Source organism: Haloarchaeobius sp. FL176 (assembly GCF_024609245.1).
Taxonomy (GTDB): Archaea; Halobacteriota; Halobacteria; order Halobacteriales; family Natrialbaceae; genus Haloarchaeobius.
Genome location: NZ_JANJYH010000007.1, coordinates 19,409 through 34,133, shown reverse-complemented (window position 1 = coordinate 34,133; position 14,725 = coordinate 19,409). Strand labels below are relative to the sequence as shown.

Genomic DNA, 14,725 nt, shown 5'->3' with positions numbered 1-14,725 from the left:
AGATTGAATCTTGTGGTAGTGGGTCGTTAGTCCCTTCGTGACCAGCAGGATTAGGGTCACACGAACCAACACGGAGCCATGGTGGGATTACCGGGGCGCGAACGACTGTTTGCGTGGTGGAAAATGTCACGCCCGTCACAGCTCCTCCTCATCCTGGTCGTCTATGCGATCGGCGTGGGCGCGGGCACCAGTCGCGGTGGGTCGTTCGACCTCACCCGGACCGCAGTCGGCGCTGTCGCGCTCGTCCCACTCGCTGCCAGCGTCCACTACGTGAACGAGTACGCCGACGTCGAGACGGATGCTATCACCGAACGGACGCGGTTCTCCGGCGGAAGCGGTGCGCTCGTGGTTACTGGGTTGCCTGCCGAGACCGCGCTCCGTGCGGCTGTGACCGCACTCGCGGTCGGCACAGTGACCACCGGGGCCGCCCTTTCGGTCGGCGCTGTGACCGCCCGCGGGGTTGGACTCCTCGTGGTCGTCGTGGTCCTCGGGTGGGCGTACTCCGTCGGGCCGCGGCTCGTCGCTCGCGGACTTGGCGAGGTCACGAACGCACTGCTCGGCGGGCTCGTCCTCCCGCTGTTCGGAGTCGCTGTCGCGCGCGGTCCGCTCGACGCGGTCGCCGTACTCGCGTTCCTCCCGTTCACCGTCTACGTGTTCGCGAACCTCCTCGCGACGCAGTGGCCCGACCGTCGGGCGGACGAAAAGACGGGTAAGCGGACCTTACCGACCCGCTGGTCGACGACAGGGCTGCGCTGGGCGCACTGGCTGACGACCGGGACGACCTTCGCCATGTTCGGTCTGTTCCCGCTCGTCGACCTGCTCCCACGGGTCGTCGGCTGGGGCTGTCTCCTGCTGACACCGGCCGGGATAGTCGCGAGTCACCGGTTCACCCGCGTCACGTCACCGTTTCCCAGCGTCGCGACGATGGTCGGGCTGGCCGTGGTCCAACTCTTCACCTGGGCGCTGCTGGTCCTCGCTCGCGGGGGTCAACGTTTTTACCCACCGGCGGTATTAGGCGTATAGAATCATGTCTGCGGACCTGCCCGACGAACTCGTGGACGTCGAGGTCGAGGCCGATGCCGAGGACCTCGAGCCCGACGCGACGACCGAACACCCCGACGACACAGCCCGCGAGCAGGAGGACGAGGAGACGGAGCGGTTCGTTATCTTCCAGATCGGCGAGAAGTCTTTCGCGGTCAGTGTCGATGCTGTAAAGAGCATCGTCAAGGAGTCCGAGCGTACGCGTGTCCCACGGACGTCCCCGGCGATCGATGGCATCATCGACCTCCGTGGCGAGATTACGGCGGTCATCGAGCCACGCGTCCACTTCGACATCGAGGCGGACACCGCGCCCTTCGAGCGGCAACGCATCATCGTCTTCGACCGAACCGCGGACAAGCAGGGGGTCGGCATCCGGGTCGACGGTGTCGATGGCGTCGAGGTGTTCCCGCTCCGACAGATTGTTCCGGACGACCACGTCGAGGCCGCTGACGCCTCCCACCCCCTCGTGAACGCAGTCATCCGTCGAATGGAAGATGGCGACGTGACCGAACGTATCGGTCTGCTGGACATCAAAGGGCTCATCAAGGCGTCGGGGCAGGACGCCACGGCGTAACTCGGCGGCCTAAACGTCCGGTTACTGGCAGTAAGGGCGTGTTTATCCCGTGTTCTCGACTCTGATAACCGGGCAACAGCATTTATATCCGCGCTACGTCTAACGTGGCTTGGTGTACTAACTGAATGTCGACAGGGGTGCTCATCGTGGACGACTCTCATTTTATGCGGAACCTCCTCCGTCAGATATTGGAGGACGAGTATGACATCGTCGGAGAGGCGTCCAACGGGGCAGAGGCGGTCAAACTGTACAAAGAGGAAAATCCGGACATCGTGATGATGGACATCGTGATGCCGAAATGCAACGGTATCAAGGCTACAGCGGCCATCAAGAAGCTTGACCCGAGTTCCAGGGTCATCATGTGTACGTCCGTCGGCCAACGCGAGAAGATGAAGCTCGCGGTGAAAGCCGGCGCTGACGGATACGTCACGAAGCCGTTCGAGGAACCGAGCGTGCGCAAGGCGCTCAAAGACGTCGTACCTGCATGACGAGCGTGCTCGTTGTCGACGACTCGCAGTTCATGCGGACTGTCATCGGCAACATCCTCGCCGACAACGGGTACGAGGTCGAAAGCGCCAGCGACGGGAAAGCGGCGGTGAAAGCCGTCGAAGAGCACCAGCCGGACATCGTCACCATGGACGTACAGATGCCCGGCATGAACGGAATCGAAGCGGTCAGTGAGATCATGTCGACGAACCCGACCCCGGTTCTGATGCTCAGCGCCCACACGGACAGCGGTGCTGACGCGACACTGGACGCGCTGGCGGAGGGTGCCGTCGACTTCCTCACGAAGCCGAGCGGTGAGGTGTCACCGGACATCGCCAGCCTCTCGGATCGACTCGTCGAGAAGTGCGAGGCCGTCGAGCGCGCCGATATCTCCTCGGTGGCGACGGCCGAGCGGACCGCGGTCGCCGATGCTGGCGGGTCGGTCGCGGCCGAGGCGGAGTCGACACGGCAGTACGTCGACCACCCGACGGTCGTCATCGGTGCCTCGACTGGCGGGCCGAAGCTCGTCGAGCGAATCGTGCGGGACCTCCCGCTCGCACTCGACGCGAAGGTGTTGATAGTCCAGCACATGCCGGTGTCGTTCACCGAGCGCCTCGCGGCCCGCCTCGACCGCTTCACGCCCTACGAGGTGCGCGAAGCGAGCGACGGCGAGGCCGTCGACGACGGCGACATCGTCATCGCCAAGGGGGGCTTCCACATGGAGGTCACCTCGAACGTCGCGGGCAGACTGCGCATCAGACTCACCGAGGGAGAGCGCCGCCACGGCGTTCGGCCCTCGATAGACGTGACGATGGAGACCGCCGCGGACCGGGTGAGAGACCCGCTCTGTGGAGTCGCGCTGACCGGGATGGGCAAAGACGGTGCGGCCGGTATCGAAGCCATCAAGGCTGCCGGCGGCGCGACTATCGCCCAGGACGAGGAGACGAGCCCCGTGTTCGGCATTCCCAAGCAGGCGATAGAGACGGGCTGCGTCGAACAGGTGCTACCGGGCGACGAAATCCCGGCGGGCATCTGCTCGACGTTCACCCAGGAGGGTCAGACGCATGGATGAGTACCAGAGAGACTTCGTTCAGGAGAGCGAAGAGAACATCACCGAGCTGAACAACGCGCTGCTCGAACTGGAGCGCGACCCCACGGACGACGCGGCTATGGACCGCATCTTCCGGATGGCGCACACTCTGAAGGGCAACAGCGGTGCGATGGGTTTCGAGCGCGCCTCGAACCTGGCCCACGCCATCGAGGACCTCCTCGAGGTCGTCCGGTCCGGCCGGATCGAGGTCACGGCCGACCTGATGGACGAGATATTCGCGGCCGTCGACGAACTCGAGACCATGGTCGACGAGGTCCGCGCGTACGGTGAGATACGGACCGACCCGACCGAGACCATCGCGACCGTCCGCGAGGTCCAGGAGGAAGCCACGGGCGTCCCCACCATCGGTGAACCGACCGACGACGCCATCGAGGACGCGGTCACCGTGGCCGACGACCTCTCGGACGAGGAGCACGACGTGTTCCACGTCCGCCTCGCGGTCGACGAGTCCGGCTCCGTAGCGCACGGGAGTGCGGTCGTGGACGCGCTCGCGGACGCGTTCGACCTCCTCGGGACGGTTCCCGACCCGGAGACCATCGCCGCCGGCGACTACGACGGCACCTTCGACGCCGTCTTCGGCAGCGCCGTCGGCGAGGCCGCCATCTCGGCGGCACTCGACCCCGTCGAGCCAGTCGCACAGGCCCGAATCAACGATGTCACGGCGGCCTACGAGAGTTCGCGGGCCGAACCGGAGCCACCCGAGGCCGATGACGACGAGTTCGACGACCTGTTCGAGGAGGGGTCCGGGAGCGGGATCGACGCCGATGCCGCACAGGACATGAGCGTCGACGACCTCCTCGACGAGTTCGACGAGTACGACGACCTCGACGCGATGGTCGAGGAGATGGACGACGTCTCGGGCTTCGACGACCTCGGCGACGCCGGCTCGTTCGACGACCTCGACCTCGGCGACGACCTCGACCCCCGCGACAAGCCGGCCGAGGACCCTCTCGGCGACGAGTTCGGTGGGGACCTCGACGTCTCCTTCGACGAGGAGGACGCCGGGGAAGCGGCGGCCGACACCGAGCCGGTCGAGGATCCCGACGAGGAGGTCGACGACGCGGCGGCGACGTTCGCGGAACTCAAGCAGGAGGTCGACCCCGTCGGCTTCGACGAACTGCAGGACGAGCTCGACGAGCTCGAGTTCGACGAGTACGCGGACGAGGAGGAGGTCGGCTTCGACGAACTCCTCGGCGAGGACTTCGAGGAGTCTGACGACGACTTCTTCGGAGGCGACACCGAGGCCGCCGTCGGGACCGACCAGGACGAGGTCTCCGTCGACGACCTCGTCAGCGACGACGACGTCGCTGGCTTCGAGGAGAGCGAGGCGGAGACCCCGGTCGAACCGGACGACCCGGTCGCGGCGACCGAGACGGATGCGGTGACGGCAGACGCCGACACCGATACCGACGCCGTCACGGCCGACACTGACACGGACACTTTCACGGCAGACGCCGACGCTTTCACCGTCGACACGGACACCCCCGATGCGGAGGAGTCCGACACGACTGCCGGGAGCGAGACGACTGCTACCGATGCCGGCTCCGATGGAACGGCCACCGACGCCGTCGACGAAGCGGAGCCCGGGACAGACACTGCCGCGGCGGCGGACGCTGTCGACGAGGCGGACGCCACGTCGGCTGTCGACGAGTTCGGGGACGACACCGGCTCTGACTTCGACTCGATGTCCGCCGACGACTTCGGGACCGACGCGCTCGACGACACGGACACCGGGTTCGACGGCACGGATACCGAGTTCGACGACGCCGACGAGTTCGAGCTCGACGCCGCAGACCCTGCCGATTCGTCGGGCATCGACGACGCGTCTGCTGACCCCTTCGAGGAGGACTCCTTCGACGACGAGTTCGCCGACGCCGGAAGCGCCGACGACGGCTTCGATGAACCCACCGAGGCAGGAAGCACCGACGACGGCTTCGACGAACCCGCCGACGCAGCAGGGGAGGATATCGCTGCCGGCATGTCGGCGAACGACGGGGACCTCGACCGCGTCGAGGTCGAGCAGTTCGAACTGGACGAGCCCGGCGCGGAAGCCGAGCCGGCCACCGAGGTCGAGACCGGCGACTTCGGGGCCAGCGCAGACGAGTCCGCGACGGTGAGCCAGCCGAGCACGGAGAGCTACGGAGACTTCGGCGGGGCCGACCTCGACAGCGCGGACGGCTTCGACCCGGCCCCGGAGCAAGAGACCGGCGAGTCCACTGCGGCTGCGGACGACGACGGTGCCGAGGTGTCCGCGCTCGACGTCGACGTGGACATCCAGACGCTCGTGGACGAGGGCGGTGACGCCGAGGCGGACGACGAGATACAGTCCATCCGTGTCGACGTCGAGCAGGTCGACCGCCTGCTCAACCTCGTCGAGGGGCTGGTCACCAGTCGCGTCCGGCTCCGCCGGACCGTCGAGGAGGGGGCCGACCCCGCTGAACTCGACACCGAACTCGACGAACTGGAAGACCTGACCGGCGAGCTGCAGGACACCGTCATGGACGTGCGCCTCGTGCCCGTCCAGATGGTCGCGAACCGACTGCCGCGCATCGTGCGCGACATCTCCCGCGAACAGGACAAAGACGTCGAGTTCGAGATGCACGGGGAGGGCGTCGAGGTCGACCGGTCTATCCTGGACCGCATCGGCGACCCGCTGGTCCACATCGTCCGGAACGCGGTGGACCACGGCATCGAAGCCCCCGACGAACGGGAGGCTGTGGACAAACCCCGTACCGGAAACGTCACGCTCGAGGTCGAGCGCGCACGCGACCAGGTCGCCATCGAGGTCACGGACGACGGTCGCGGCCTCGACCCGGACAGACTCCGCGATGCGGCTGTCGAGGCGGACGTGCTCACCGAGGACGAGGCGGCCGACCTGTCGGATCAGGATGCCTACGAACTGATCTTCCACCCCGGCCTCTCGACAGCCTCGGAAGTGACCGACGTCTCCGGCCGCGGTGTCGGGATGGACGTCGTCAAGAGCACCGTCAACGACCTCGACGGCTCGGTCTCGGTCGAGAGCACTCCCGGTGAGGGGACGACGATCCGGATGCTGCTTCCGGTCACGGTCGCCATCGCCGACGTGATGTTCGTCACTTCCGGCGACGAGGAGTTCGGTGTCCCAGTCAAGGACATCCAGGACATCGGAGCCGCGGCCGACATCACCGTCGAGGACGGGCAGGAAGTCGTCCGCGACGGCGACCGCACGTATCCGCTCGTCCGGCTGAACGAGGCGCTCGAAACGCCGGGCAGGGCGAGAAACGGCGACGGCATGCTGCTCCGCATCCGTGACGAGGTCCGTCCCGTGGCGGTCCACTGCGACCAAGTTCGCGGCCAGCAGGAGGTCGTCGTGAAGCCCTTCGAGGGTGTCCTCGGAGGTATCCCCGGGCTGAGCGGTGCGACAGTACTGGGCGAAGGTGAGGTAGTCAACATCCTTGACGTGAAGACATTATGAACGGACGAAAACACTGGAGGAAGCTATGAGTCTGATGGTCGACATTCGGAAGCTGAGTTTCATCAACGAGATGGCCAAGGTCGGCACCAACGGGGTCGCCGACAACATGAGCAAACTGACAGGAGAGGATGCCAAGATGGAGGTGACGAAGACGAACTTCATCGACATCCAGGACATCAAGACCCAGATGGACGCCGGCAAGCGCGTCGGGGTCAGGGTCCGTCTGATGGAGCCCCCGCACGGACACATCCTCATCCTGTTCCCGGAGGCGAGCGCCCGCAAGATAACGGCGCTCATGCTCTCGGACATGGTCGACGACATGTCGGAGGTGTCCGGCGAGATGGCGCGCTCGGCCGTCGAGGAGCTGGGCAACATGATGGCCTCGGGGTTCATCGACGGCTGGGCCGACGTGCTCGGTCGAACCATCGACATCGCGACACCGCAGCTCGTGTACGCACCGGCCGGTGAGATCGTCGAACGGACAGCGGGTCTCGGCGGCGAGGACCTCGCACTGTTCTTCGACTCCAATCTGACCGTCCCGAGCTACGATATCGACGCCGAGATATACGCCTTCCCGAACCTCGAAGAGTTCGTGGAGATGGTCAACGGGATCGAAGCCAGGCCCACATGAAACTCGACATCACCGCGCTCGGCACCTTCTACGACATGGCGCGGGAGGGTGCTGGACTCGCGGCGGGTCGGCTCACCCGGATGACCGACGTGGAGACCCGAGTTGGCATCACGAAGCTCAACTTCATGCGTGGCTCCGAGATACGGACCGAGTTCGAGGACGGCATCCCGAAGGTGGGCGTCCGGGTCGAACTCTCCGGCGGGCTCGACGGCCACTCGCTCATCCTGTTCGAGCGTGACGCCGCCCTTCGCGTCGTCAGCGCGCTCGTCGAGGAGGCGTCGGCCGACGAGTTCGACGACATGAGCCGGTCGGCCGCGACCGAGGTCGGCCAGATCATGAACGCGGGCTTCATCGACGGCTGGGCCGACGTGCTCGGCACCGCAATAGACGTCTCCACGCCGGAGTTCATCGAAGGAGAGACCGCCGAGCCGTTCCTGGGCGACCTCGAGGAGGCTCCGACGGACGACGACCTCGCGCTGCTGTTCCAGAGCCAGATCGAGGCGGTCGACACCGAGATCGGGTTCAAGCACTACCTGTTCCCCGAGCAGGAGTCGATGGCCGACATCCTCGAGCAGCACACCGACGACGACAGTCGAGGTATCGAGTACGACAAGCTCGCTGGCTTCGACGAGATGGCCCAGCAGGGCGCACGCGAGGCCGCCTCGAACATCACGACCCTCACCGGCATCGACACCGGTGTGCAGATTCGGCGGCTGAAGTTCGCCTCGCTCGCGGCCATCCCGCAGGAGATAGACGACGAGATGCTCGTCGGCGTCGCCTTCGAACTCGACGGGACGCCGTCGGGCTACCTGCTGTTCCTCTTCGACGAGGCCTCCGCCCGGGAGGTCGTCGAGGCGACCATCCCGAACCCGCCGGAGGACGAGTTCGGCGAGCTCGGCGAGAGCGCCATCAAGGAGCTCGGGAACATCATGGCCTCGGGCTTCATCGACGGCTGGGCGAACGTGCTCGATACGACGATCGACCACTCGCCACCGGAGTACATCCACGACTACGGCGCGGCCGTCATCGACCCGGTCATCATCGGGCTCGGCGAGAACCAGGACTTCGCGTTCGTCTTCGACACGGTGATCAGGTCCGAAGACCGCGAGTTCGACTGCTCCATCTACGCCATCCCGGACGAGGCGGACCTGGAGCGCGCACTGAACAACCTCGATATCGAGAAGATCGAGGACGCAGAGACCAAGGCAGATTTCCCCATCGACGAAGTTGAAAACGCATGAAGACGTACGGCAGTGAACCCGGTGCACCCGAGCCGGTCCAGGTCGGTATCTCGGAGTTCGTAGTCAGGGGCAAAGAGTCGACGGAGACGCTGAAGTCCTACGGGCTGGGCTCGTGTCTCGCCATCGCGCTGTACGACCCCGACTCCGGTATCGGGGGGCTGGCGCACGTGATGCTGCCGGACGGCGACACAGCAGACGGCGCGGACACACAGCCCGGCAAGTACGCCGACACGGCCATCCGGGCGATGCTCCGCCGGATGGTCGAGAAGGGTGCTGCGTACACCTCCGTCGAGGCGAAGATCGCTGGCGGCAGCGACATGTTCGAGTTCGAGTCCTTCGGCGACGGCGTCGGCAACCGTAACGTCGCCGCGGCAAAGGAGGAGCTCGGGAAGCTCGGCGTCCCCATCATCGGCGAGGACGTCGGCGGGCAGCGCGGTCGGACCGTCGAGTTCGACGTCGGGACTGGAACGCTCCAGATCCGAACCGCCGACGGCGACCGTGGAGTGACGGAGCTGTGACCGACGACTCCGACTTCGGTCGGGTCGCACAGTACATCGAAGACGAGATCGGGTTCGCGACGAGTCATTACAACGACAGCTACCTCAAGCGGCGGCTCTCCTCGCGGATGCGACGGACGGACACGTCGGACTACGGCGAGTACTACGAGCTGCTCGTGAACAACCCCACCGAGGCACAGGAGCTCCTCGACGCGCTCTCGATCAACGTCACCGGCTTCTTCCGCAACCCGGATGTCTGGGAGGGGATCCGGTCGGTGCTGCGGACGCTGTCGGCCGAGCAGAACCGTGTCCACGTCTGGTCGGCGGCGTGTGCCGACGGCCGGGAGCCGTACTCGCTCGCGATGCTCATCCTCGACGACCCGCGCATCGACGAGTCGAAGTTCCGAGTGTACGGCACCGACATCAACGAGGAAGCGCTCGCGACCGCACAGGAGGGAGTCTACCACAGCACCCGTACCATCGACATCGAGGAGCAGCTCGGCTTCCTCTCGAACTTCCACGCGTACGTCGACCGGGACGACAACCGCTTCGAGGTGACCGACCGGGTCAAGCGGCTGGTCACCTTCGCCCGGCACGACCTCATCAACGACGATCCGAAGTCCGGCTTCGACCTCGTCGTCTGTCGGAACCTGTTCATCTACATCGACAACGAGTACAAGCGACCTATCCTCCGAACTATCGCACAGTCGATCCGGCCCGAAGGCTATCTGGTCATCGGCAAGGCCGAGACTATTCCGCCGCAGCTCAAGTCAGCGTTCGACGTGCTCGACGGGCGGCTGCGCATCTACCAACGCGAGTGAGGACGCCGTCTTTCGTCCGGTTCACCAGCCCGTAGCGGCGGCCACGAGGCCGGGTGAGTCACCGCGAGCGGTGTGACGGACCTACCACCCGTCTCGCTACCGGGCCCAGATACGGGTGTCGTCACTCACGGATGCAGTGCGCGAAAGAAGGAACCACCGACCGCGGTCGTCGGCTTACTCGTCCTCTTCGGGCTCGGTCTGTGCGAACGAGAACATGTCGTCTGCACCGTCCTCGTCCGCGTCGTCCGCGGTGTCGTCGTCTGCGGCGTCGTCGCCGTCCGCGTCTGCATCGGTCGGCTCCCCTTCGGTTGCGGCCGTCTCGGTCGTTTCGCTCCCGAAGTCGATGTTCTCCACTCCGGGGACCTCCTTGGTCTCCGTCTCAGGCTCGTCCTCGCCCTCGTCCTCGAGGTCGTCGAACGAGCCCTCGTCGAAGCCGAGTGCCTCGTCGAGCTGCTTGTCGATCTCCTCGGTCTCGTCGTCGACGGTCGATTCGGTCTCGACGGTCGACTCCGCGTCCGGGGTCACGTCGGCATCGTCCGACCGCTCCGCGTCCGCGTCCGCGGCGAACCCGTCGTCGCTCTCCGGTGCTTCGTCGATGCCCGTCTCGTTGGGCTCGTCGTCACCGAACTCGATGTCGGGGTCGAAGTCCTGGATGTCGTTCCCGGCCGACTCTTCGTCCTCGGCGTCGGCCGCCGAATCGACCACGTCCTCGTCGACGGCATCGGCGTCGCCGGTCCCGGTCTCCACGTCGGTTGCTGAGTCCGCGTCGGCAGCCGGCTCCTCGTCCGGCACGGCGTCGTCGAGTTCCAGCCCGTCGGCGTCGACGTCCTCGTCGACGGCGAGGGAGTCGTCGTCACCGAAGCTGCCGGTGTCGTCGAAGACGTCCGACTCGGCGTCTGCGGACGGCTGCTCGTCATCCTCGAACGTCGCTGGTGCGTCACCCAGACCGCCGGATTCGTCCCCGTCGTCCACCGTGGCGTCGATGTCGACCTCGTCCGAAAGTTCCATGACGGCCTCCGCAGGGTCGGAGTCGTCGACGATGGTCGGTTCCTCGGACTCGGGCTCGGCCTCCACGTCTCCGAGCAGGGCGCTCCCGTCCTCGGACTTTATGTCGGCGTCCACGTCAGTGTCGAAGCGGTCGAGTGCCTCGCTCAGGCGGGAGGCCTGGTTCGCGAGGTCGCTCGCACTCTTGGACACTTCGGTGAGTGCCGTCGTCTGCTCCTCGGCGGCTGCCGCGACCGTCTCCGCCTCGCTGGTAGTTTCCTCGGAGATCGTCGCCGCGTCGTCGACCATCGCGACGACCTCCTCGGTGGAGGCCGCCTGTTCTTCTGTCGCTGCCGAGATCTCCTGCACGCCGGTGTTGGTGTCCTCGGCGTAGCCGGCAATCTCGTCGAGTGCGTCCACCGTGTCCTCGACGGCGTCGGTGGTCGCGGAAATTTGCTGGGACGCACCCTCGACACCCTCGACCGTCTGCTGGGTGGTCGACTGGATGCGCTCGAGGCGCTGCTCGATGTCCTCGGCCGCGTCCTTCGTCTCCTCGGCCAGGTCCTTGACCTCCTGTGCGACGACGGAGAACCCTTCGCCGGAGGAGCCGGAACGTGCAGCCTCGATGTTCGCGTTCAGGGCGAGCATGTTCGTCTGCTCTGCGATCTCGGAAATGAAGTCGATCAGTTCGTCGATCTGCTCCATCTCCGTCTCGAGCTGCTCGATCTGCTCGGTGACCTGCTCGCTCTCGCGCTCCAGCTGGGCCATCCGCTCGATGGCGTCCTGTGCGGCCTCGCGACCGTCACGGCCGGTCTCGGCGGTCCGCTCGGCCAAGTCGGCGACCTCGTTGGACGAGGACGCGATCTCCTCGATGGTGGTCGACAGGCCGGACATCTCCTGGCTGACGCGCTGGAGGCTGTCGTTCTGCCGGTCCGCACCGTCGGAAATCTCCTGGATGGACTCCGTGACCTGCTCGGACGCGGAGCGCACCTCCTCGCTGGAGGCCGTGACCTCCTCGGAGGACGTGGCAACCTCGTTCGCGAAGTTCTTGAGCTGCCCGACGGTCTCCTCGATCTCGCCGATCATCTCGTTGAACTCGGTCGCGATGTCGACCATCGCCTCGGAGTCGGACTCCGAGTTCATCCGCTGGGTCATGTCGCCCGCGGACACGTCCTGCATGACGCTGCTGTACTCGTCGGCCTTGCGCTCCAGGTGCCGGTTCATCTGCTCGGCCTCGGCGCGTGCGAGTTCGGCCTCTTCGCGGGCATCCCGGGCCTCCTGAATCTGCTCGCGGAGGGCGTCACGCATCGACGCGAACCCGTCGTACAGTCGACCGATGTTGTCGATGCGGTGCGTCTCGAAGTCGACGTTCAGCGTCCCTTCCTCCATCTGCTCGGTCTTCGTGGTCAGCCGGTCGATGGACGCCGCGGTGTTCCGACCGATGATGGTCCCGAACACGACGATGATTCCCATCCCACCGATGGTCGCGTACAGGCCCCACTCGCTCACCGTGTTGACGAAGCCGTACACCTCGTTCGTCGGCGAGCTGATGGTCACGACCATGTCCCGGTTGGGGACCTGTGCGTAGCTGACGGCGTACTCGTCGCCGCCGTACTCGCTTCCGACCATCGCCGCGACGGATTCCGGCGGCTGTGACGTCGTGAACGTGCCGGAACCTCCGGCTGCGAGGCTCGCGACGTCTTCGTCGGTGCCGAACGGGCTCCCGATGAAGCCGTCAGCGTCGACACGGCTGTCGTTCGCGAACGCAACGTCGTTATTCGCGGTCAGGATCATCGTCGCCTGGCCCTCGTCGTTCTGGATGGTGCGGCCGTAGTCAGCGACCGAGACCGCCGTGACGATGACCTGGGACCCGCTGGTCCCCTTCACCGGATAGGCGTAGGCGACAACGGTCCGGCCGTCGTGGTTCTGGTAGACGGTGTAGAACGCGCCGTTCTCGGGCACGGTGTTCATGCTGCCACCGTTCAGTTCGCTCGCCCACGCAGTCTCGATGTTGCTGAGCGAGGACCCGTTGTACGGGTCGTGCGAGGTCGCGAGCACGTTGTTGTTCTGGAGACTTACCCAGTGCATGTCGCGAATCCCTCGCTGGAACTGCAGTTCTGTCGTCCGTTCGTCTAAGACCGACTCGACGGCCGACCGGTCGTTGCTTCCCACCGGCTCTTCGAGTTCAGTCGCTGTCGTCTGTGTAATCACCAGGTTACGCTCGTCCCAGGACTGGAGGTTCCGTGCCTCCTGTTGTGCCTGGTCACCCAACCTGTCGTTGACGCTCGTCTGCACCTCCTCTGTAATCTGACCGGTCGCGACGAACCCCACCGCCCCGACTGCCAGACCCATAATAAGGAGCGCAATACCGAACTTCAACGCGTAACTTTTGCGGATAAATTGTGGTACGAGTCGACGGAGTGGGCCCAGCATATGTGCGATACGGTAGGTACTAGAATATAAAACGCTACCGGAGATTATCACACATGAAAACACCAGAGTGCGCTGGGGTAAGTAAACCGTCTTTAAATTGGTGGCCGTTGCGTCGGTCGAATAAAAATATAGCACACACCCCCGTGTCGGAGTTCTTTCAGGGATAACATACATCCCGATGACCGCCGTACGCGGGGACGATGAAGGCCGACGAACTGGCGTCGTACGTCGAGCGGGCCGGGAGCGCGGCGTCAGCCGGCGGGGAGCTCGGACTGCGAAACACCCAGCTGCGCCTCGTCGAGCCGTTTCTCGAGTGTCTCGGTTGGGACGTCCGTTCGCCGGCCGTCGAAGCCGCATTCGCAGTCGACGGTGCCGACGCAGTCGTCGACTACGCCTTGCTCGTCGACGGGGTCCCCGCGGTGTTCGTCGACACACTGGCATCTGAGTCTCCACTGGATGCCGGGGACGCCGAGACGCTGCTGTCCGCGATGGAAGCCGCGGACGTCGAGTGGGGGATTCTGACCAACGGTCGGCGGTTCGCCTTCGTGGCTCGCCAGAAGGACGGCGAGGACGGCTTCACCTGCTCGTTGGGTGAACTTCCGTCCCACGCTGCCGACCTCGGGCAGTTCACACCCGAACGAGCCGCCGAGTACGTGCGGGGCCGTGAGCGACGGCTGGCCGCGGCCGAGAGCATCGCCGAGCGCCGGACGGAACTCGTCGAGGCTCTCGTGGCTGAACTGAACTCGGCCGCCGGGACGGACGCGGCTGCCGTGCCCGACGGACCGGTCAGGACGGCCACGGCGTCGTTCGTCGACGAGGTCGTCGAGACGGTCGCCCCCGACGAGTCGCGGATACCCTCGGAGACAGCCTCCGATTCCGGCGGCCGGCACGAGCAGTCGGCGTCTACAGCCGGCGGCGACGGCAGTGCTGCTGACGACTCGCCGTCGGAGACACGGTCTATCGAATCGGTGCCCGGCGGCGCGGCGACGCAGGCCGGTCGGGAGCCAGCGAGCACAGGGGCCGAGGGTCACGCGGACGGATCTGTGACACGCGATGACGACGACCACGATGTCGATGGTGCGACCCACGCGCCGATGAGCGACGACGGCGAGTACGTCGCCCGCCTGTTCAAGGGCCGGAGCTCCATCGGTGCGGTCGGCGGCTCGTCCGTCGCGGAGACGATGAAGGCGACCGCCGACTACCTGCTCGAGCAACAGCACCTCGACGCCGGCCTGTCGCTCCCGTACGTCCCGAACGACGGCGGGAACGCCGTACTGAACCGGGTTCCGCGCCACCCGAGCGGTGAACCGATGGACGAGTACGTGACCCTCGACGCCGGGCCGTACCTCTGGACTGCGGGGTCACTCGCGGAACGACGGGGCCGCATCGAGACGCTCGCGAGGGAAGCCGGCCTGCGGGTGATGTTCCAGGGCGACTGGAAGCTACGATGAC

General features: G+C 65.8%; 11 protein-coding genes. 10 read left to right on the top strand and 1 reads right to left on the bottom strand.

The window, feature by feature from the left end; all coding sequences use genetic code 11:
- Nucleotides 1-123: 123 nt before the first annotated feature.
- From NO978_RS13670 to NO978_RS13630, 9 genes are all read left to right on the top strand, one after another.
- Entirely contained in the window at nt 124-1,023 is a 900-nt protein-coding gene (locus NO978_RS13670) for a prenyltransferase (protein ID WP_257300151.1), read from the top strand.
- A 4-nt stretch (nt 1,024-1,027) separates the two neighbouring features.
- On the top strand, nt 1,028-1,615 hold the full coding sequence (locus tag NO978_RS13665; RefSeq protein ID WP_257300150.1) for a chemotaxis protein CheW: 588 nt from the start codon (nt 1,028-1,030) through the stop codon (nt 1,613-1,615).
- 125 nt (nt 1,616-1,740) lie between these two features.
- Nucleotides 1,741-2,103: a chemotaxis protein CheY gene (gene cheY, locus NO978_RS13660; RefSeq protein WP_089733104.1), complete on the top strand. Its 363-nt coding sequence runs from the start codon at nt 1,741-1,743 to the stop codon at nt 2,101-2,103.
- A complete protein-coding gene (gene cheB, locus NO978_RS13655) occupies nt 2,100-3,173 on the top strand; it encodes a chemotaxis-specific protein-glutamate methyltransferase CheB (protein ID WP_257300149.1) in 1,074 nt (357 codons plus the stop codon). Before cheY ends, cheB begins: the two co-directional genes overlap by 4 nt.
- Nucleotides 3,166-6,666, top strand: a complete 3,501-nt coding sequence (locus NO978_RS13650) for an ATP-binding protein (RefSeq protein WP_257300148.1) — start codon at nt 3,166-3,168, stop codon at nt 6,664-6,666. The genes cheB and NO978_RS13650 overlap by 8 nt, the downstream gene beginning before the upstream one ends.
- A gap of 25 nt (nt 6,667-6,691) precedes the next feature.
- Nucleotides 6,692-7,297, top strand: a complete 606-nt coding sequence (locus NO978_RS13645) for a chemotaxis protein CheC (RefSeq protein ID WP_089733111.1) — start codon at nt 6,692-6,694, stop codon at nt 7,295-7,297.
- Entirely contained in the window at nt 7,294-8,538 is a 1,245-nt protein-coding gene (locus NO978_RS13640) for a chemotaxis protein CheC (RefSeq protein WP_257300146.1), read from the top strand. Before NO978_RS13645 ends, NO978_RS13640 begins: the two co-directional genes overlap by 4 nt.
- Nucleotides 8,535-9,056: a chemotaxis protein CheD gene (locus tag NO978_RS13635; RefSeq protein WP_257300145.1), complete on the top strand. Its 522-nt coding sequence runs from the start codon at nt 8,535-8,537 to the stop codon at nt 9,054-9,056. The genes NO978_RS13640 and NO978_RS13635 overlap by 4 nt, the downstream gene beginning before the upstream one ends.
- On the top strand, nt 9,053-9,856 hold the full coding sequence (locus NO978_RS13630) for a protein-glutamate O-methyltransferase CheR (protein WP_257300144.1): 804 nt from the start codon (nt 9,053-9,055) through the stop codon (nt 9,854-9,856). Before NO978_RS13635 ends, NO978_RS13630 begins: the two co-directional genes overlap by 4 nt.
- Before the next feature lie 174 nt (nt 9,857-10,030).
- Here the strand turns inward: NO978_RS13630 and NO978_RS13625 are convergent, their stop codons facing one another.
- Nucleotides 10,031-13,192 carry a methyl-accepting chemotaxis protein gene (locus NO978_RS13625; RefSeq protein WP_257300143.1) on the bottom strand — a complete coding sequence of 1,054 codons (3,162 nt, stop codon included), beginning with the start codon at nt 13,190-13,192 and terminating at the stop codon, nt 10,031-10,033.
- Between the two features lie 281 nt (nt 13,193-13,473).
- Between NO978_RS13625 and NO978_RS13620 the strand changes: the two genes are divergently transcribed.
- Nucleotides 13,474-14,724 (top strand): hypothetical protein, encoded by a 1,251-nt coding sequence (locus NO978_RS13620; RefSeq protein ID WP_257300142.1) that lies wholly within the window; start codon nt 13,474-13,476, stop codon nt 14,722-14,724.
- The last annotated feature ends 1 nt before the right edge of the window (nt 14,725 follow it).